Below are 20,471 nucleotides of genomic sequence, written 5' to 3'. Positions count from 1 at the left end.
AGGGTAGCTCGCTAGTTACTCAGCTCGCGGTAAAGCCACGCCCTGGCCTTCCGCCATTCTCGTCGCACGGTGATCTCGGACACGCCCCTGAGTTCGGCGACCTCTTTTTGCGTCATGCCGACAAAAAACAGCTGCTCCGTGAGCTCCGCAAGATCGGGTGCCAGCTTCTTTAGTTCGGTCAGCCCTTCGTGCAGCTGCAGGAGAAGTTCATCTGGGTCACCGGCACTCGCCTGCTGCCAGGCCAGGTCCAGCGAGATCTTCGACGCGTGGCCGCCTCGTTTTCGGCTGACACGCTTGCGCACATGATCGACGGCAACCCGGTGCATAATCGTCGCCGCGAGCGAAAGAAATTGCCGTCGTTGATGAATCGCTGAAAGGTCGGTGCCAGCAAGACGTTCCCAGGCCTCGTGGAGCAGTGCTGTTGTGGCGAGCGTGGCTCCGGGTTGAACCCTTCCGCTCACACGCCTAGCAATAAGCTTAAGATCTTGATAAATCAGCGCGTCTCGCTGTCCGTGGGATCCGGTCCGTTCCAGCGCGACGGTCTCAAAGACCTTCTGGAGCTGGTCTGGATTTATCGACATGGGTGAGCCAGAGAACCGCGAACCAGATAGGCGAGAAAATTTGCCCGCCCCTGGGTCTGGAGCGCATCTTCGGTTTCGCTGAGATCGCTGCCCGACAGCAGCAAATCGGGAGGCGTGCAAAGCTTGAGGTTTTCCCGGGCGGCCATGGCGATGACCCGAGCAACGCGTGCAGCGTAGTGATCTTTACCCAGTGTCTGATCGAGCAGCCTCGCGGCTTCGGCAGCCCGCTCAAAGGCCAACGCAGGCCTTTGTTGTGCCAGGGCGATGTCAGCCTGGGTAAGCAGGGGCATCGCCAGCCGCCAGTGCTTGTCGCCTAGGTTTTTTGCGTAGACGTCCCGCGCGAGCTCGGTCTGTTGCCAAGCCTCGTCAAGCCGATTCAGGCTGCGCAGTGAAGCAGCCATGTTCTGATGCGGATCTCCCACGGCCAGGCCCGCTTGCTGTCGAATCGCAATCAGGCTCTTGAATTGCTCGACTGCCTCCTCGTTGCGATCCTGCCAGGCGAGCCTCAGCGCGTAGTTGTTGTGCATGGTCAGGGTTTCTGAATGGTTCGATCCAAGCACTCGTTCTGCGGCGCGAAAGGCCTGCTCGGCAAACGCGTTTTGCGACCCATCTTGACGCACGGTGACCGCCTGGCCCAAGGCACGCACGTACTCGATGTGGTCTTCCCCATGCCAAGCCCGGGCCAGCTCGATGTGTTGATCGCTGCTTTCGCGAGCTGCAGCGTGCAGACCCAGCCGCGACCTTGCCGCCGCCTGCTGCATCAGCGCTGATAGTGCATGGCTTCTCACTTCTTCGCTGGATTTATCTCCGGGCAGCTGGGCCCAGGCACGATCAGTCAAGTTGAGTGATTCGGCTACTTCACCAGCGTTGAGCAGACAATCGGCGTACTGCAAAAGCAAGCTCGCCGCCCAAACGCTGTTTTCAGGCACGGCGGTTCCAATGTGCGACAGGAGTTCCCGAAAGACCGCCTCTGCTTCGTCAAAGCGCCGGAGACTGGTTAGCGCCAGGGCCTGCTGTTGTTTCGACCGGAGGAATGCCTCGACCTCGTGAGGGTCGGTCCAGCTGACCGCTTTCTCAGCGGCCTCCAGCGCTTCCTCGGTGGCGTCGATTGATCGAAGTCCCTGAGAAAACGCAATCGCCAGCATGGCCTGACCTTGCGGCGACATCGAGCTGTTTTCGAGTGCTCCCAAACCCGCCACATAAAACTCCGAGAGGGGCATTACCAGCGCGTCGTCGGCGCTCCGCCGGAAGGGGTCGGTATCCGACACAAGGTTGACCAGGAAGTCTCGAGTAGCGATCGCTTCGTCGCGCTCGGCGTTCAGCGTTTGCCAGTGATAGTTCGCGGCGCCGGCGGTCAGTAACAACGCCACAGCGGCTCCCCCCGTTCGCCACCGGTTTCGCTGTGCCCCGCGCATTAGTCGGCGAAGCAAACTGGGCCGTCGTGCTTTGAGTTCCCGGCCCTCCAGCCAGGCACCTACATCATCTCGTAACGCCAGCGCTGATTCATAGCGATCTTCAGGGTTGGTTTGGAGGCACTTCAACACCATCGCATCGAGGTCTCCGCGAAGGCGTCGCCGAGGTAGCGGGGTGACCTCGTTTTCATGGAGGTTGCTGGGTGCCAGCGGTTCGCGCCGACGAGACCGGGCGGCGAGCGCCGTCAGGGAGAGGTTGTCGTCTTCATAGGGGGCGAGCCCCGTGAGCAGCACATGCAACACAACGCCCAGTCCATAAACGTCAGTCTGGGTTGTGATGGGGTGACCCTGCAGCTGCTCCGGCGCGGCAAAGCGTGGGGTCATCAGCGACGATGTGGCGGTGTGGTCGTCATCCAGGTGTCGACTGATGCCAAAGTCCAGTAATTTGCCATGGGCGCGGCGATCGGGATCCGAGGCGACCAAAACATTGGCCGGTTTGATATCTCGATGAATGACGAGATTTTGGTGCGCGTGATTGACGGCGTCGCAGAGCTGGCTGAAGAGGCGCATTCGCTGCCTTAGCGTGGCACCACTCTCGGCGGACCAGCGGTCTAGCGTATCGCCCTCTACCAGCTGAAGAACCAGATAGCTGACGCCGGCTTGGGACGTACCGGCGGCAAGCAGGCCCACGATATGGGGATGATCCAGGCGGGCCAGATGCTCACATTCGCTATGAAACCGACGGCGGGCATCTTCGTCAAGCTGCAGGGAAAGTAGCTTGATGGCGACGCGCTGTTCAAAATCGCCGGTCGCGCGCTTGGCAAGGAATACCTGTCCCATGCCGCCCTGGCCAATTGGCTTGAGCAGCTCGTAGGGTCCGATCCTGGATCCGACCAGGGACACGTTGAGTTCGGGGCCCTCCTCGTTCCCCAGTGACCCGCCATCACCAAACAGGGCCTGTGCAGCGCTATCGGCGGCCAGCAGCGATTCTAGTTCGGCCCTGAGTTCCGGCTTACCCCGGCAGCTTTGCTCGAGCCAGTCGCGACGCTGGGGCTCTGGCACAGCAAAGGCCTGGTCGAGGAGATGGGCCACCTCCGACCACGCATAAGGTTCTTCTTTTTTGGCACTCATGGTCCCGAGAAATCCAGGCCGCGCCAGGTACCCAAGACTGCGTCACTCATAAACTTGATCGGTTTGCCGTCCGAATTTCGACTCAGAGGGCAGCATTGGCAAAAATTGAGTGTAAAGCATGATCAAAAAGATGCTCGCGTTAAGCACAGGCCTCCTGATTGTTCTACTCGCCACCGCCGGCGGCATATTGGTGACGGCGCCGCCACTGGAAGTTGTGGACGCCTACCGTTGGGACGACGTAGCGCCGACGGAGCCCGATATCGGCGGCCGATTTGGCCGAGCGGTGGAGACGGACGGCGAGTGGGCGATGATCAGCGCGCCTTTTGCCAACAATAGGATAGGCCAGCTTAGCTTGTTTCGTGCGTCCGACACCGGGCGTCCATGGGATCTGGTCAAGGCCCTCACCCTGCCCGCGGACGTCAGCTTCTGCCTTGCCGGTGGGCGCATGTCGCTGAATGCGGACTGGCTGGTTGCCAGCACGGGCTGCCGGCCCTTTCTGTACGAACGTGATCGAGGCGGCAGTGACAACTGGGGCTTATGGGGACGGTTGGCTGAGCCGCTGGATGTGGTGGACCTAAGCCGAGGTGGCGCATCAAGTGACGTTTCGATATCAGGAGACTTGTTGGCGGTTGGCAGGTCGGAAACCGATTTTGTCGGTGACCCGTTCATCAATGGTATGGGCGAGGTTGCGATTCATGAGCGCGACGCAGGTGGACCCAACAACTGGGGGGAGATCACCGTTATCCTGCCTCCGATCATGGATCGTGAGGGCGGGGGGTTCGGGACCCGGGTTTCACTTCGGGGTGAGCGTCTTCTGGTAGGTGCGGGCGGCTTTAGTGATGGAACGTTTACCGGGGTCGGACAAGCCTGGCTATTTGAACGGAACCTGGGCGGTCCGAATAACTGGGGGCTCAGACGCACATTTCTGAATCCCATACCGTCTAGCAGCGGCTTCTTTGGAGACGACGTAGAGCTGGGCGACGGCGTAGCTGCCGTCGCCGGTCCGGCCGGCGACCTGACGCCCGCGACCAGCAATGACCGAGCGGTTTATGTCTATGAGCAGAACTCCGACGGTCTCGACTCCTGGGGACTAGTCGACGAAGTCCTTCCAAATCCGGCCGTAGCCGGCTTTGGCGGCAACATACAGATCGAAGGTCGACTGATGCTGGTCGGAGATGGGCCTGGGTCGTCGGTCAGCGGTGGGGCGTGGCTGTATGAACGATTTGGCGATCAGTGGCCCCTGCGTCAGTCTTTCCAAACCGCTGACACCAACGATCAAGAGCCCGAGTTGTTCCGGAATTTTGGGCATAGCATTGGGCTTGGGGTAAGCGGAACACGGACCGTGGCGGTCATCGCTGATGACACCTTCGAACGTACCGATGCCGGAAGTCGTATCGGAAAAGCGTTCTTCTTTGAGTACGAAGACGGCTTGTTCAAAGACAGCTTCGAAAGCCTTTGACCTGCCTCACGCCTCGGCCAGCAACCGGTCGAAGGCGCGGCTACGCCGAGAACCACTTTAGCCACATCAGGCTGGTTAGACCGACCGCCGCGGCGGCGGTCAGGCCCAGCATAAAAGGCTTCAGTCCCAGCTCGCGGAGGACAGAAAAACGCGTTGTGAGCCCCACCGCCGCCATAGCGATGGCGAGCAGCCACTTGGCGGCCGTGCTGAGGACCGAGATCACCTGTTGCCAGGCACCGGCGTCCAGCATGCCCAGCGCCGCCTGGCTTTCGCTCAGGGTCATGTCACCCCAGCTGCGCAGCGCGCTCATGCCGACAAACGCCAGGATGAAAGGCGGCAGCAGGCTGAAGGTCAAGCCGCGCCTGGCGTCCGTCGATGCTTGAGTCCGGTACAGCAGCGCCATCAGCGGCAGCAGCAGCACCATCATCAGATTGCGCACAAGCTTGGTGACGGTCGCCACGTCCAGGGCTTCAGGCGCCAGAAACTGGTCGGCGTAGATGAGCGCCGCGCCTGCGACCTGCGCCGTGTCGTGAATGGCGGTACCCAGAAAGAAACCGGCCAGCTGTGACTGATCGGCAAAAAGCCAGTGTGCCAGCCAGGGATAGCCGAGCATCGCCAGCATGCCAAAGAGGGCGACCACGGCGATTCCGTAGCTCACCTCTTCGTCTTTGGCCCTGATCAGCGGCGCCAGCGCTACGATCGCGGTGCAGCCACAGATGCTGGTGCCGACCGCAATCAGGCCGGTGAGTCTGCCCGGCAGTCCCATCAGCCGTCCCGATACCGTAACGATCAGCAGCGCCGTGGTGATGCAGGTCAGCACCAGCGGCAGCGCCTCCAGGCCGATGCTGCCTGCGCTGGTCAAGCTGAGCCGAAAGCCGAGGGCCACAATTCCGGCCTGGAGCAGGAATTTGCTGCAAAAGGCAAAGCCGCAGCGCCAGGCTTCCGGTGCAAGGCCCAGGTTGGCGATCAAGGCGCCGAACACGATCGCGAGGATCACGGGGCTGAACGGTGAAACCTCCAGCCCCAGCCAGCCGGCATCCAGCGCCCCGGCCCCGACAAAGCTCAAGGCTGCGATCAAAACCGCGAGCGAGACGCCTTTCAGCCAGGAACCTCGGCGGTTGTTTTGCGATGGGTTTTTGGGTGTGGTGCCTGGCTCGGTATGCACGTGCGGATCCGCTGCCGACGCAGCGAATTGCCGCGTCAATCGAGCGGCACTTTAGCAGAATCGGTTACACCCGCCAGCGACGTGCCTCGGCGCGGTCGCCGAGGCGCTCGCCGCTGCGGCGAACCTCGCTACATACGCTTGCGGTTTTTGCGCGTTTCCGGGATCGACACGTTGCCTGCTACGTTGCGGTGGGTGATACCACCGTTGCCGTCCCGGTCGACGGTCAGGCTGCCCTCGACGTCCGCGACCCGAATGCCGCCGGAGCCATCCCGGTCAATCCGCACGTCGCCGCCGACCTGGCTGACCTCAATACTGCCGGAACCGTCTTCCTCCACGACGACGTCCAGCCCTACGTCGCGGATTTCGATGCTGCCGGAGCCGTCTTCTTCAATAAAGACGTCCTGCTCCACGTTGACGATCTTGATGCCGCCGGAACCGTCTCGCAGGTAAACTCGCCCGAGCGCATCGCGGATGCTCAGGCTGCCCGAGTTGTCATCGACGGTGACGTCACCGCCGATGTTGGCAATCTCAAGGTTGCCGGAACCGTCCTCGACGTCCACCGAAGCAACGCCACGAATCACGGAAGCACCACTGCAGTCGTCCACCACCACGGCAAAGCGTTCCGGCACAACGATGTCCAGGGTGATCCCCGCATAGCGATTGCCGATTCCCCAGCCCAAGCCATCGCTCTCGCGGGTTTCGAGCCGCAGCGTGTCCGAGCTGATTCGCTGGTCCAGGCTCAGACCATCCAGAATTCTCTGACTGGAGGCGCAGGCGGTAGCGATCACGGTCACCTCGTCAGCGCCGGCCTGTCCGTTGATTTCCAGATTTCCCGCGCCGGCGGTCAGATCGAGGGTCGTCAGGGCAGCAGCTGGCACCGCCACATCCAGCGACTTTCGAAACTCGCAGTAGTCCTCAGCCTGAACGGTGGCGGTGACCAGAAGGCCCACAGCAATCAATACTCTCATCGTTGTCTCCCTGGTGTCCGACAGGACCTCTGTCCTGCTGGACCGGTTCATTGCATTTCAGCGCGTAGCCACAGGGCCCTGAGGCAAGGCGCCGGTAACCTGTATTGGATGGCCGGCCTCGGGTGAAGGTTTAACCCGCGTTAGGCGCATCTTGGCTAGACCTGCGCACCGGCGCCAGTGTCAAAAGGTGGAGGCCGGTAATCAACGACTTAGAGGATGTCCCGGCTCGGTCGCTTCGATCGAAGTTGACCTTCGGGAAAAGCATGGGAATTTCAATGGCTTGCAGGCTGGCACCCATGCTCCCCGGGACTCTATAATATGCGGCCCTAACTAGCGGTAGCGACATGTACAGCCACAACAGCGAACCGATCAAGCTGGAGCGCGACTGCCCGGCCATCATCGTCCCGGCGGGTGATGAGGTGACGCTGCCGGCGGGTACCGTGGGTTACATCACGCAGCAGCTCGGCGGCAGCTTTACGGTGTTTGTCGAGGGCAATCTGTTCCGGATTGACGGGATAGATGCGGACGCGCTCGGCAAGGAGCCGCTGCCGCGCCCGGCGCTGCCGGAAAACGCGTCCGATGACGATTTCGAAGAGCTCGTGTGGACCCAGCTCGGCACCTGCTATGACCCTGAGATCCCGGTAAATATCGCCGACCTTGGGCTGATCTACCGCTGCGACATCGAAAAAGAAGACGATGGTCAGCGCCGCATCGAAGTGGACATGACGCTGACCGCCCCGGGCTGCGGGATGGGCGATATCCTGGTCGCCGACGTACGCAGTAAGCTGATCATCATTCCGACGGTGAGCGAGGTTGACGTTGAGCTGGTTTTTGATCCGCCCTGGAACCAGAGCATGATGACGGAGGCCGCACGCCTCGAAGTCGGGATGTTTTGAGGAGTTTGGATCCGCTGCGCGCAACCTTAAAAGCGATCTTGCTGCCGGGGCTTTTGCTGGCGGCAGCCGGACCCGGTGGCAGCCAATCCCTGCTCGATGACACCTCGCTGACCCAAGCCGCCTTGTTGCGCGACGAGGCGCAAGACAGCGGACTGGCCTACGAAATCCTCGAGAGCCTCACCACCGAGGTCGGTCCGCGAATGGCGGGCTCGAGTGGGGATGCGAGAGCCGTGGCCTGGGCCCAGGCGAAATTCGAACAGCTCGGTTTCGACCGCGTCACGCTCGAGCCAGTGACGTTCCCGGCGTGGCGCCGGGGTCGCGAAGCGGCGAGCGTCGTCGCGCCTTTTCCGCAGCCGCTGGTAGTCACGGCCCTCGGCGGTAGCATTGCCACCGATGGTGAGCTGCGCACCCCGGTCGCTCATTTCGCTACGCTCCAGGAGCTCGCCGCGGTGCCCGACGACAGCCTGGATGGTCAGATTGTCTTCATCAGCAACCGCATGAAACGTTTTCGCGACGGCGCGGGTTACGGTCAGGCGGTGGCGGCCCGCAGCAACGGCGCGGTGACTGCCGCAAAAAAAGGCGCCAGCGCCATCCTGATCAGGTCGATTGGTACCGATCAGGACCGCCTTCCACATACCGGTCTGATGTCCTACGCGCTGGACGTTCGACGGATACCGGCAGCGGCTCTTTCCAATCCCGACGCTGACCTCCTGGTCAACATGGTTCAGCGCGGTCAGCCGGTGGAGGTGGCGCTGGAGCTCGGCAGCTACTGGGACGGCGATTACACCTCTTACAACGTTATCGGCGACATTGTCGGCAGCGCCAAACCGGACGAGTACGTCGTGATTGGTGGACATTTGGATTCCTGGGATCTGGGTACCGGCGCGATCGACGACGGAGCCGGGTGTGCGATCACCATGGCCGCCGGCGCCCTGATTGGCCGCCTCGACATGGCGCCTCAGCGCACGATCCGGGTGGTGCTCTACGCCAACGAAGAGCAGGGGCTTTGGGGTGCGCGCGCGTATCGGCAGGCGCACGCTGACGAATTGGACCGGCATATCATCGGCGCTGAATCCGACTTTGGTGCCGGTCCTATCTATCGCTTTTCAAGCCGGGTTAAGCCTTCTGCGCTCGGGCTGGTCGATCAGCTGTCGCAGGTGCTGGCGCCGCTCGGCATCGTGCGGGGCGACAACATCGCCAGCGGTGGACCGGATCTGATTCCGATGCGCCAGGCCGGGATGGCGGTTGCCACCTTGCATCAGGACGGCACCGATTACTTCGATTATCACCACACCGCCAACGACACGCTGGACAAGGTCAAGCCAGAAGATCTGGCGCAAAATGTCGCTGCCTACACGGTGTTTGCATACCTCAGCGCCATGGCGCCGGGGGATTTTGGTGCCCGCCTCGGGCTGGAAAACGCTGATGATTAGAAAAACCTATCCCCTGCTCTTGCTGTTGATCACGATGATGGTGGCCGCTGTTCAGCCGGTCCAGGCGCTGCCCGAGCTTACGGAGGCGACGGCGGGCGCACGCCGGGTGGACGGTTTTATTCCGCTGTGGTGGGACGCTGAAAAGGGCCGGGTACTGGCCGAGATCAGTCGCTTTGACGAAGACATCCTCTATATGGTGTCGCTGCCGACCGGCCTCGGATCAAACGACATCGGGCTTGACCGAGGGCAGCTTAGCGACACTAAGGTGGTCTATTTCAGCCGCAGCGGGCCGAAGGTGCTCCTCGTTGAACGCAACCTCGCGTTCCGCGCCGTGTCGGATAATCCTGACGAGCGCCGGGCGGTCTCCGAAGCTTTCGCGCGCAGCGTTTTGGCGGGTTTCACCGTGGTGGCGGAGGCACGCGATGACAGCGGCCAGGCACCGACCGTCGCGCTGGTCGACTTGACGCCGCTCCTGACGAGCGATGCCTACGGTGTCGCCGCAAGGCTGGCGGCGCTGGAGGAGGGTGCTTATCGGGTGGACGCGGGGCGCTCAGCGCCCGATCCGGAGATGCTCAAGAGTTTCCCGGAAAACACGCTGCTGGAATCCTGGATCACGCTGACCGGCGACAAGCCCGGCGCGCAGCTGCGCAGCGTCGTGCCGACGCCGACGGCGGCTACGGTCAAAACCCGGCATGAGTTTATTCAGCTGCCCGACGACAATTTTCCGCTGCGGACCTATCATCCTCGGTCAGGCTACTTTTCCGTGCCTTACCTCGACTACGCGGCGGGTCTGGACGAGGCGCTCGGCAAGCACCTTTTGGTGCGACACCGCCTGGAAAAGAAAGACCCCCAGGCAGCGGTGAGCGAGGCGGTGGAGCCGCTGATCTATTACGTGGATCGGGGTGCTCCGGAGCCGATTCGCTCCGCCCTGATCGAGGGCGCAAGCTGGTGGAACCAGGCTTTTGAGGCGGCGGGCTTTCGCAATGCTTTTCAGGTTGAGGTGCTGCCCGAAGGCGTCGATCCGCTGGACATCCGCTATAACGTCATTCAGTGGGTACACCGTTCAACCCGCGGCTGGTCTTACGGCTGGGGGATTATCGACCCGCGCACCGGCGAGATCATCAAAGGGCACGTGAGTCTGGGCTCGCTGCGGGTTCGTCAGGACATGCTCATCGCGCAGGGCCTCACTGCACCGTTCAGCGATGATGGTGACGGCGGCACGGCCGCTCGCGAAATGGCGCTGGCCCGCCTGCGCCAGCTGTCGGCCCACGAGGTCGGCCACACGCTGGGCCTGGCTCACAACTTTTTTGCCAGCGCCTGGGGTGATGCGTCGGTGATGGACTACCCGCACCCGAATGTGAAGCTCAACGCCAGCGGGCGGGTCAGTCTGGCGAACGCCTACGACGTCGATATCGGCGAGTGGGATAAGGCCGCGATCAACTACGGTTACCGGGTTTTTGCCGAGACGCAGCAGGAGCTGGCCGGCCTGGCTCAAATCCTGACAGCGGCGCATCAGGACGGTCTCAGATTTGTTTCTGACCCGGAAGTCCGGGGGCCGGCAACGGCTCATGCGGGCGCCCATCTATGGGACAACGGAGCGAGCGTCCTGGATCGGTTTTCGGAACTCCGTGCCGTTCGCCGCGCGGCGTTGGCCGGGTTCAGTCCGGCGGTGATCCGGCCTGGAGAGCCACTCGCGAAGCTGGAAGAAGCGCTGGTCCCGACCTTCCTCCTGCATCGCTACCAGGCTGAAGCGGTGGCGAAGCTGGTCGGCGGCGTTGACTACGACTACGTGCTGCGGGGTGATTCAACCGACGGGCTGTCGGTGATTCCCGGCGAAGAGCAGCGGGAGGCGCTGAATGTGCTGCTTGGTGCGCTGGGTCCCGACGAGCTCCGGCTGCCGCAGTCTCTGCTGCCTTATCTCGTGCCGCCATCCTATGGCGACCGACGTAGCCGGGAGTACTTTTCGCACCGTACGGCCAATCACTTTGATCAGGCGGCACCAGCCCGGGCACTCTCCCAGCTGATCACGCAGATGGTGCTGGAGCCGAACCGTCTGCAGCGCGTCCATCAGCAGACCGCGACCGATGCCGGTCAGCTCAGTCTCGGTGAGCTGCTGGAGCAATATACCGAGCGGCTGATCTTGCCGGTGATTCAGCGCGACGCGGGCTTGATCGAACTCGAGACCGCGTGGGTGGCGCTGCGCGAGCTGCAGCGAGCGGCCGTGTCAGGAGGCGCCGATCCGACCGGCATGGCGGTGCGCGACAGGCTGACTAACCTCATCGGTGAGCTGCGTCGCACGCCGCAGGCGCGCCAGATGGCCAGTGAGATCACCCGGTTTCTGGAAGATCCCAGCATGGACGGGCTTCCCGCCCGAGAAACCGTTCCGCCTGGTTCTCCGATCTAACGGAACCCCGCGCTTAGTCGATCCGGGCGAAGGCGTCCCGGGTCAGGTTCTCCGGGCTGCCGCTGCTGCGGGCGACGACGTCATCTTCGATCCGAATGCCGCCGAACGGCAGCCACTGCTCGATCAGCTCCCAGTTCACCGCCTGTTTGTGTGGCCCCTCCTTTAGGAGCTGCAGCAGAGCAGGAATCAGGTACAGCCCCGGCTCAATGGTCACGACAAAACCTGCCTCAATTTGTCGGGTGGTGCGCAGGAACGGATGGGTCTCGGGCGGCGGTTTTTGGCCGCCGTCCGGTTCAGCCTGCTGACCGCCGACGTCATGCACCTGCAGCCCGATCAGGTGGCCCAGGCCGTGTGGCAGGAAGGTACTTGTGATGCCGGCCTCGAGCTGATCTGCGGCCGGCATATTGACCAGCTCGAACTGCTCCAGCAATTCAGCCACATGCTGATGAGCCTGCTGGTGGAGTTCCGGGTACCACGCGCCCGCCCGCACGCCGTCCACCATCTGCTGCTGGCGCTCCTCCATCGCGCTGACGAGTTCAGCAAAGCCGCTTCCAGCGCGGGCATAGGTTCGGGTGATGTCGCTGGCATAACCCTCGCACATGGCGCCGGCGTCGATGAGGAAGCTGTTGCGGGGACCGCTCCGGTCCCGGGACAGGTTTTGGTAATGCAGCACTGCCGCGTGGTCGTTCAGCGCGATGATGTTGTTGTAGGGCAGCTCTTTCTCCGCATGGTGACAGGCAGCCAGATACTTGAGGTGGATCTCATACTCGCTGTCGCCCTCAGCAAACGCCTTCGCCGCGGCGCGATGGGCCCGGGCGCCACTCTCTGAGGCGCTGCGCATCAGACACAGCTCGTACTCCGATTTGGCCGCGCGCTGCCAATGGAGGCGATTGATCAGCGTTTCGGGGTTGATCTCAGCAAAGCCCCAGTCGGGTGGGTTCTCGCCGATGACCGCTACGCGAGAAAGGTCGCCGGGCAAAGCGCTTCGGGCTTCCTGAGCGTCTCCGGTTACCGTGATGTCAAAGTGTGAGGTCCAGTAGCCCTCCGGGTCGGATGGCGGCAGGTGCCAGTAGTCGGCCGGTTGATGGTAGAGCAGCAGAGGCCGGTCCCCGGGCCTGACCAGGATCCAGCTCTCGGCCAGTTCTTCCAGCGGAGCCCACCAAAGGAAGTGGGGATTGGCCTTGAACGGGAAATGATAATCGTCCAGAAAGGCGATCTTGGCGGTGCCGGCGTAAATGGCGACGGCGTCAAACCCCAGGCCTTCGACTGCCTGCTCGAAGATGTCCTGCAGGCGGCGGTGATGGTCGGCGTAGTGGCTTTGGGCAGCAGACATGCTGTGGTCCTTGCTGAGCGGGGCGTCAGTATAACGCTCACTCGGGTCCCAGAATATGCATGCAGGCAGGCCTACCGCGGGGAAAAGTCAGCCGCGGCAGCAGCGCAGCAGCGGCGAGTGGCAGGGGCAGGGCCGACGCGGCTACGCGCTGGGTCAAGACACTAAAGGGTAACGACAATTCCTTCCAGGATTTCCGCCTCGTCGTCGGCGATATCGATGACCTCAAAGCCGGCCCAGAATGTGCCGGTTGACTCCGCCTCCGAACACCACAGACACATTGCGCCCACGTTGAACTGACGGGGCGGCGCAGGCTCTGGCTCGGGCAGCGTAAAGCCCAGCTGGTACAGGTGTCCTTCGCCAACCTTTCTTTGGCAAATGACCATCATGCCGGACCGCGAGATGTTGCCGATGTGGCCAACCCTCTCTCCGGACATCGTGTCGAACACGTCGACGATCGTCGACAGTTCTTTTCTCGCGGCCGAACGCTGTTCAGCCCTCACTTGTTGACTCATGTGGAGACACCTTTTCCCTCAGTTGCCACCAGCTCCCCCTGGTGAAGTTCCGATCCGCGGCGATTTTGAAACCGTCGGTACGGTTGCTATATCTGGTTTTCCTGACTTCCGTTATGGCCGTGGGCGACGCCCTCAGGCCGTAGACTTCTTCGTCACCAGCCCCTTCAGCCGGGTGAAGATCGATTCAAATGCGCGATCCATCAGCGGCCTCGCGTTGGCCTCAAATACTCGGGCCCGGTCCTCCGACATGGCAATCGCCAAATCGTGCAGGTTGAGCTCCTCTGCCATGCCGCCACGGTTGTTGACGAACAGACACCGGCCGGTGACGGGGCTGTACCAGGACAGCTTGCGCTTGATCCAGTTTTGGTCGTCGCCGAGCTTGAGCTCAAACCACGTGCCAAAGGCCATCAGCCGAACCTTGGCCAGGTTATGTTTTTGATCGGCCGTAAGCTCCGTCCGCGCGACCGGCTTGACGCTCGGCTCCGCCAGCTTGCTGCCTGCCTCGCTGCGGGGTGCCGGCTCATGGAGTACCGCTGGCGGCTCCGGTTCAGCCTCCACCATCGCGGCAACGTCTTCGCTGCCAGGAGCGGCGTCAGCCTGCTCAGTGGTTTCGGTGGGCGCTTCCGTCGGTTCGGGGGCAGGTTCAGCGGCGGCTGGTGCCGGCGGTTCCGCGGAGGCCGGCGGGTCGGCGTCAGCCCATTCGGGCGTTGCGGCCTCGCCCGCCTCGGGCGGGTCGGTTTCAGCGGGCGCTGGCGGCTCAGCGGCGGGTGCTGACGGCCTCGCGGTGCGTCCGGGTCCTGTGCGAAGCGCCGGCTGCGCAACTTTCTTCTTGCGTTTCTTCGGCGCCAGCGACCAGCGATGGCAGGTCTCGAGGTTGCCGAGGACCACCTTGACGTCCTGCTCGAAATAGCCGACCTGGCTCAGCCCATGCGAGAGCTTCTGCGTCAGCCAGGAGACCTTGCTGCGCAGCTTCATTTTGACGCTTTCCGACAGGCCCTTACGGACCGAGAAAATCAGCGTCTTGGCGACCTTTCGCGCCTCTTTCCACTGCTCACCTTCATCCCCATAGCGCAGCGCCGTCAGCGCCATGAAGTCGGTCCACGGGTGCTCCAGCACAGACTCAACAAAGCGGGGCGGCTGATATTTCTTGATCAGGCGCTCCATTTCGTTGCGCGCCTGCTCTCGCGCCAGCTCGAGCTTTTCCTGGCCCCGAGCGCGCTCAACCTGGCGTTTTTCGGCCAGCTTTGCTTTCTTGCTGAGGGTCCCGATGTGTTTATCGAGATCGCCGATCAGCTCTTTGAAGACGTTCAGGTCGTCCTGGTAATCGGTGAGAATTCGGTCGACGGCAACCTGCATTTTCTGGAAGGTCGGAGACTCCTGCGGCTCGTCTTCGAGCCACAGCTCGCCGGCGTCGGCAATCGTGTTGAAAAACTGGCGCGCCGGATGCTCGCGCTCCTCGAAGAAACTCTCTTCCTGCAGCGCCACTCGAATCATGGGTAGCTGCAGCCGGTGCAGCAGCTGCTGGACCGGTTCATGCAGCAGATTCTCCTGCTGAATGTGGTCGTAGAGCATGCCCATGATGTCGATGGTTTGCGCGTGATGATTGGCCAGCGCCATGGGTCTGCCGGTGGGATCAGTGCCCAGCGCCTTGCGAACCAGCTGCTTGATCTCGGCGGCACTGAGCAGTTCGGCGACCTGTTCGGGGCCGGGCATGGCCAGCTGGGACTGGAGGCTCGACAGGGCGGTTTGTAGCGCTGGCGGCGGTGCGAAACTGACTCCGGCGGGCGGTACCTGCGCCGCCGGGCCGGCAATCTCGCTGAGCATCTGGCGGATATCCTGAACGAGACCGGCATCGGTGGCGTTCTGGGGCAGGCCGCTGGCGTCAGCCACACCCTGGGTGGCCCGGCCAAAAAAATCGAGCTCCGGCGTGTTGCTGACCGGGTCCATGGCTGGCTGCGGACTATCCGGTTCGCTTCCCTCGCTGCCCCGCGGTGGCGCTCGGCGGGCGGGCTTGGCGGGCTTTTCAAACTTCAGGTTAGGCAGGACGCCCGCTTCGATCAGCCGCTTGTTGAGCTCCTCGTAGCAGGTGCCAATCTGAGCATGGATCTGGCGGTCCAGCGCGTTGAAGAGCAGTACTTTGGGTCCGGAGGGCACCTCGATGCACTCGGCGGCCTTGCGGATCGCGCGGCCCAGCTTGAGCGGTCCGCAGGGATTGGTATCGTTTTTGACCGGCAGGCCGCGGTTGAGTACCGAGAATCGCTGGTTTAGCGCGTAGATGGCCTGGGTATTGCGGATTTCCGCCTTGCTGACCATCTGCGTGATGGCCAGGCCTTCCTCCAGATCCTGCTCCTCCACGAGGCTCATTTCGTTGTGTCCGAAGGTCAGGCCATGGTCTTCCGGCTCCGGCGCGCCTTTGATGAAATCCGCGAAGGCGGCGGTGACTTGCTCGCTCAACGCTTCGGTGAACAAGGTCTTCTTACCCTTGATCGTGTTCATGGCCTCAAACAGCCGATTCTGCCCCTCCGTGCTGGCGGCTTTGGCCGCCTGATCAAACAGCGCTTTGTCGGTGTCTTCGAAGGCCGGCGTGATGTAGGTCAGCAGGTGTTTGATCAGGTCCCGCTCACAGGCGCTGAGCAGCTCGGTTGGTCTCTTCGGAAGAGCACCCAGCGCCGCGTTTTGATCCTGAGACATATTCGATGGGACCTTGGACATGGACTTCTTTCGATCAGTATCCGGGGTAGACTTTTTTTGGCGGTTTCCGCCTTGTTATCGGTCACAAGCATAGCAGCTTTAAGGTCTTGATTCGTCAGCAGCTATTGGCAGTCACATTGTTTGACACAAAGGTCTTCAAAAGGGCGCTGGGACGACTTGCCCGAAACCGGTCGCCCGTGGAACAATCGATCGAGCAGTGGAGGAAGTAGATGATCGATCCGGACGGCTTTCGTCCAAACGTCGGCATTGTTCTGAGCCGGGAAGACGGCAAGCTGTTCTGGGCCAGACGCATCACCCGGGACGGCTGGCAATTCCCGCAGGGGGGCATGCGCACCGACGAAACGCCCGAGGAGGCCATGTACCGGGAACTCGAGGAAGAGACCGGCTTAGCGACTCAGGATGTCGAGCTGCTCGGGGCAACGCCGGGCTGGCTCCGCTATCGCCTGCCCCAACGTCTGCGCCGTCGAACCGAACGGTTGCCCTGTCTCGGCCAGAAACAGGTCTGGTTTCTTTTGCGGCTGGTCGCCAGCGAGAGCGCGTTGCGTCTGGATCACAGCGATAGCCCCGAATTTGATTCTTTCCGCTGGGTCGACTTCTGGTACCCGGCGCAAAACGTGGTGCACTTCAAACGCCCGGTTTACCGGCGGGCGCTGACGCATTTTGAGCCGATGCTCGCCCCGGTGCTCGAAAAACAGGCCAGCCGCTCAGTTTCTTATTGACAATCATTCGTGTTTGCATTTTAATTATGAACGTGATTATTTGCGTTTGTAATGCTGTGTCCGAAAAGCAGATCCGCGAAGCCATTCGTGGCGGAGCGTCGAGTATTGGCGATCTGCGGGCTCAGACGGGATGCGCCACGAACTGTGGAAGCTGCGTTGATACGGCGATCAGCCTGCTCGACGAGCACCGCAGCGAGGGTCCGGGCCACGTGCTCGACGTTCTAAACCTGCACAACTTAAGCCCAGCTTAAGTAAAGCAGCACAAACGCTTTTTTCGAGACTGCCGTTAGCTGGCGGTTTTCTTGTGCTCGACTATTTTTCACACTTCGACTACGCTTCCTCGGTATAAGATCACGGCTGAAACCGAGTCTGGTCCTCACCAATTCAAGGAAGCTGAACACAATGAAAGGCGATTCCAAGGTCATCGAGCATCTCAACAAGATCCTCTATAACGAGCTTCGCGCGATTAACCAGTATTTTCTCCACTCTCGCATGCTGAAAGACTGGGGCCTGGACAAGCTGGGCGACTATGAATACCACGAGTCGATCGAAGAGATGCAGCATGCGGACAAGCTCATCGAGCGGATCCTCTTCCTCGAAGGCCTGCCCAACCTGCAGGATCTCGGTCGGCTTCGTATCGGCGAGACGGTTCCTGAGATTCTGCAGTGCGATCTCGATCTGGAGATGGAGGCTATCCCCGATCTCCGTGAGGCCGTCAACTATGCTGATTCCGTCCGCGACTACGTGAGCCGGGAGCTGTTCCGAGAGATCCTCGATAACGAAGAAGAGCATGTGGACTGGCTGGAGACCCAGCTCGGACTGATCGAGAAGGTGGGTCTGGAAAACTACCAGCAGACGCAGATCAGCCCGAAAGAGGGCTGATCCAACCGCCGGTGCAGCGGGGTGGCGGCCTGCTACGAGGCCTTGATGTCGTGCAACTCCGCAGCTACCTGATCAAACTCTGACTGAATCGCCTTAAGCTTCTGCGCGACGTCACCGATGGTGCCCTCGCGGGCGCCATGCTCAACGGCTTTGGCCAGCTCTGACAGGCCGATAGCGCCCAGGTTGGCACTCGTTGATTTCAGCGAATGCGCCGGCGCAATCAGGCCGTCGATGTCGTCGGCGTCCGCCGCCTCAGCCAGCTGGCCGATACAGTTGGGCGTATCTTCGAGATAAACCTCTATCAGGTCGACGTACTCGTCGCCCATGATGTCGATCAGGTCGTTGAGTACCTGACGGTCCAGCACCGATTTTTGGGCAGCGGCTTTCTTTCGTGGCCGCAGCACCGCCACGCCGGGTGGCAGGTCCTCATTAGCCTGCTCGGCAGCTGGTGCGACAGCGGGCGCTGACTCTTCCTCCGGGTCGAGCTGCGGCGCCGCGGGCTCGGTCAACCAGCGCATGAGCATCTGTTCCAGCAGCTGCCGATTCAGCGGCTTGGCCATGTAGTCGTCCATGCCGGCGTCGAGGCACTTCTGTCGGTCGCCCGCCATGGCGTTGGCCGTCATCGCCAGGATCGGCACCCGCTCGCGGTCCTTCTCCGATTCAAACTTCCGCCATTCGCGAGTGGCGGAATAGCCGTCCATCACCGGCATCATGCAGTCCATGAGCACCGCGTTGTACCTGTTTTCATGCAGTTGACGGATCGCCTCTTTGCCGTTCTTGGCCACGTCGTGTTCCACCCCGATCAGCGACAGGAGCTTTTGCGCAACGTGCAGGTTGACCGGGTTGTCCTCGACGAGCAGCACCCGGCCACCCGGCTTGCTGTCCTCGGCCTTGGCCGGTGTCGGCGTCGCGGCGGCGGTTTCTTCCTCATCGGCTTCGTACTGATCGCCGTAGCCGATGTCCTCGCCGCCCAGCGTCGGTGGCCGTTCGAGTTCTTCGCCGCCCTGCAGGAGCATTTCGATGGCCTCGTGAAACTGGCCCTGTGCGCTGCTGCGGTCGGCCGCGGCGATATCCTCAAAGTCCGCCAGCGGCTCGGGCAGGATGCCGTCGCGATTCAGGACCAGAATGTTCATCGAGTTGAACCGCGAGTCGCGACGGATTCTGCGGATCAGCTCGGCGGATTGATTTCCGAGCGACGGTGCGTCGAGCACCATCACATCGTAAGCCCAGGTACCGCCGAGGGTAAGGGAGTCTTTGATCTTGGCGGCCACCTCGCGAAGGTTGGAGGCCACCGTCACGCCGGAGCCCCAGCCCTCAAAGAACGTACCGACGCGCTGACGCAGCGCCTCGTCGCCGCAGCCCAGGAGGATGCGCGCATCCTGCAGGCTCTTGCGGTCGGCCTGAATGTCGCCTACCGACTTTTTCAGATGGATGGAGAACCAGAAAACCGAGCCTGAACCCGGTTCTGACTTAACCCCGATCCGTCCGCCCATCAGCTCGACGAGCCGCTTGCAGATCGCCAGCCCAAGACCGCTGCCGCCGTAGGTGCGGGTAGTGGACGCGTCAGCCTGCGAAAACGGCCGGAAGAGCCGGTCGGACGTGGCTTTGTCCATCCCTATGCCGGTGTCTTTCACCGCAAACAGCAGCTCCGTCTGCTCCCGGGTTTCGCTGCGGTTGCTGACGGTGACTTCCACCTGGCCCTGGTCGGTGAACTTAATCGCGTTGCTGACCAGATTCGTCAGCACCTGGCGGAGCCTGACCGGGTCACCGCGCAGCGCAATGCGGACGCCGGGCTCGATGCGCACCCGAAGGTCGAGGCCCTTTTTGCGTGCGCTGGAGTTCATCAGGCGCAGCACCGAATCGAGCAGCTCCCGCAGGTTCATGCCAACCGTTTCGAGCTCCAGCTTGCCCGCCTCGATCTTCGAATAATCGAGGATGTCGTCGATGATCGACAGCAGATGCTTGGAAGACTGGAACGCGGTGTTGAGGTAGTCCTTCTGGGTCTCGTTCAGCTCGGTGCTGCGGAGGATGTCGAGGATCGGCAGGATGCCGTTGAGCGGCGTGCGGATCTCGTGGCTCATGGTGGCCAGAAACTCGTCTTTGGCCATCACCGCCGCCTCGGCGGCCCGTTTGGCCTGCCGGACCTCTTCTTCGATGCGCGCGCGGCGATCGATATTGCTGGACAGCTCTTCGTTGAGGCTCTCCAGCTCGTCTTTAGACTGCGCCATGACCTTGGCGAGCCGACGGTTCTCCAGCGCGTGGTGCAGTGACTGACGCAGGCCGCTCTGCAGCCGCAACGCCGACAGGTACACGGCTCCCAGCACCAGCACAAAGGCAGCCGCGGTGACCCAAAAGGCCATCTCGTTGCTGGTGGCGAGCTTGATCAGCAGCGGCGCCGCTGAGGGCAGGGCAAAGGCCACCATCAGACGGGTAAACGGTGCCAGCAGAAGAATGCCGGACACAATCATGGAGGTTGCGACCACCGACACAATCAGCGCACTGCTCGGGAGATCCAGATCGAACAGGAACCAGGACATAGCGCCCCAGCCAAGGCCGCTGAACGCCATAGTGATTGTCGCGGCCAGGATCCAGGAGTCTGGGTTGGTTTCAACGTCGTCCGCTTTGCGGTATTGCAGGAAGACCACCGCGCGAGCGAGCGCGATCAGCGCAAAGTAGATGACCAGCGCGATCGCGACGGCACTTTCCTTCTGGGTCCAGAAGTACAGTCCCACCAGCGCCGCAACCGCGGTCGCCGCCACCGTGCCAAAGCCCGACATGCGGTACATGAACCGCACCCGTTCCGCGCTCAGCCGCGTGCTGTGCTGGGCGTCAGCGGTGGAGGTGTAAAGTCCGTCCTGCGCCAT

14 protein-coding genes and 1 pseudogene are annotated in these 20,471 nt (G+C 62.0%); 7 read left to right on the top strand and 8 right to left on the bottom strand.

What is annotated here, in order from left to right; genetic code table 11:
- Positions 1-11: 11 nt before the first annotated feature.
- Both AAF358_20485 and AAF358_20480 read right to left on the bottom strand, forming a co-directional pair.
- Entirely contained in the window at positions 12-581 is a 570-nt protein-coding gene (locus AAF358_20485) for an ECF-type sigma factor (GenBank protein MEM7707940.1), read from the bottom strand.
- Positions 572-3,124 carry a protein kinase gene (locus tag AAF358_20480; GenBank protein ID MEM7707939.1) on the bottom strand — a complete coding sequence of 851 codons (2,553 nt, stop codon included), beginning with the start codon at positions 3,122-3,124 and terminating at the stop codon, positions 572-574. The genes AAF358_20485 and AAF358_20480 overlap by 10 nt, the downstream gene beginning before the upstream one ends.
- A 118-nt stretch (positions 3,125-3,242) precedes the next feature.
- On the opposite strand from AAF358_20480, the gene AAF358_20475 reads away from it, so the two are divergent.
- The gene (locus tag AAF358_20475; GenBank protein MEM7707938.1) at positions 3,243-4,583 is read left to right on the top strand and encodes a hypothetical protein; all 1,341 of its coding nucleotides are present in this window, start codon (positions 3,243-3,245) and stop codon (positions 4,581-4,583) included.
- 40 nt (positions 4,584-4,623) lie between these two features.
- Here the strand turns inward: AAF358_20475 and AAF358_20470 are convergent, their stop codons facing one another.
- Together AAF358_20470 and AAF358_20465 are read right to left on the bottom strand one after the other, a co-directional pair.
- Positions 4,624-5,748, bottom strand: coding sequence for a putative sulfate exporter family transporter (locus tag AAF358_20470; GenBank protein MEM7707937.1), 1,125 nt, complete (start codon positions 5,746-5,748; stop codon positions 4,624-4,626).
- Between the two features lie 128 nt (positions 5,749-5,876).
- A complete protein-coding gene (locus AAF358_20465) occupies positions 5,877-6,716 on the bottom strand; it encodes a hypothetical protein (protein MEM7707936.1) in 840 nt (279 codons plus the stop codon).
- A 344-nt stretch (positions 6,717-7,060) separates the two neighbouring features.
- Between AAF358_20465 and sufT the strand changes: the two genes are divergently transcribed.
- From sufT to AAF358_20450, 3 genes are read left to right on the top strand one after another with little or no spacing between them, the layout of a single operon-like run.
- Positions 7,061-7,612 carry a putative Fe-S cluster assembly protein SufT gene (gene sufT / locus AAF358_20460; GenBank protein MEM7707935.1) on the top strand — a complete coding sequence of 184 codons (552 nt, stop codon included), beginning with the start codon at positions 7,061-7,063 and terminating at the stop codon, positions 7,610-7,612.
- 5 nt (positions 7,613-7,617) lie between these two features.
- Positions 7,618-9,045, top strand: a complete 1,428-nt coding sequence (locus tag AAF358_20455; protein MEM7707934.1) for a M28 family peptidase — start codon at positions 7,618-7,620, stop codon at positions 9,043-9,045.
- The gene (locus tag AAF358_20450) at positions 9,038-11,449 is read left to right on the top strand and encodes a zinc-dependent metalloprotease (protein ID MEM7707933.1); all 2,412 of its coding nucleotides are present in this window, start codon (positions 9,038-9,040) and stop codon (positions 11,447-11,449) included. The genes AAF358_20455 and AAF358_20450 overlap by 8 nt, the downstream gene beginning before the upstream one ends.
- Before the next feature lie 13 nt (positions 11,450-11,462).
- Here the strand turns inward: AAF358_20450 and pepQ are convergent, their stop codons facing one another.
- The 3 genes from pepQ to AAF358_20435 form a co-directional block, all read right to left on the bottom strand.
- A complete protein-coding gene (gene pepQ / locus AAF358_20445; protein MEM7707932.1) occupies positions 11,463-12,782 on the bottom strand; it encodes a Xaa-Pro dipeptidase in 1,320 nt (439 codons plus the stop codon).
- A gap of 161 nt (positions 12,783-12,943) precedes the next feature.
- Positions 12,944-13,294 (bottom strand): PilZ domain-containing protein, encoded by a 351-nt coding sequence (locus AAF358_20440; protein MEM7707931.1) that lies wholly within the window; start codon positions 13,292-13,294, stop codon positions 12,944-12,946.
- A 132-nt stretch (positions 13,295-13,426) separates the two neighbouring features.
- Positions 13,427-15,985: a DUF1631 family protein gene (locus tag AAF358_20435; protein ID MEM7707930.1), complete on the bottom strand. Its 2,559-nt coding sequence runs from the start codon at positions 15,983-15,985 to the stop codon at positions 13,427-13,429.
- 230 nt (positions 15,986-16,215) lie between these two features.
- On the opposite strand from AAF358_20435, the pseudogene AAF358_20430 reads away from it, so the two are divergent.
- From AAF358_20430 to bfr, 3 genes and pseudogenes are all read left to right on the top strand, one after another.
- Positions 16,216-16,689 (top strand): annotated as a pseudogene (locus AAF358_20430) (RNA pyrophosphohydrolase).
- A gap of 62 nt (positions 16,690-16,751) precedes the next feature.
- Positions 16,752-16,976, top strand: coding sequence for a (2Fe-2S)-binding protein (locus AAF358_20425; GenBank protein MEM7707929.1), 225 nt, complete (start codon positions 16,752-16,754; stop codon positions 16,974-16,976).
- Between the two features lie 151 nt (positions 16,977-17,127).
- The gene (bfr, locus tag AAF358_20420; GenBank protein MEM7707928.1) at positions 17,128-17,607 is read left to right on the top strand and encodes a bacterioferritin; all 480 of its coding nucleotides are present in this window, start codon (positions 17,128-17,130) and stop codon (positions 17,605-17,607) included.
- A 32-nt stretch (positions 17,608-17,639) separates the two neighbouring features.
- On the opposite strand, the gene AAF358_20415 is transcribed toward bfr, so the two are convergent.
- The gene (locus AAF358_20415) at positions 17,640-20,471 is read right to left on the bottom strand and encodes an ATP-binding protein (GenBank protein ID MEM7707927.1); all 2,832 of its coding nucleotides are present in this window, start codon (positions 20,469-20,471) and stop codon (positions 17,640-17,642) included.

Source organism: Pseudomonadota bacterium, assembly GCA_039033415.1.
In the GTDB taxonomy this organism is placed as follows: domain Bacteria; phylum Pseudomonadota; class Gammaproteobacteria; order Xanthomonadales; family SZUA-38; genus JANQOZ01.
Note: the sequence above shows the minus strand (reverse complement) of the source record. Positions and strands in the feature narration are given on the sequence as shown.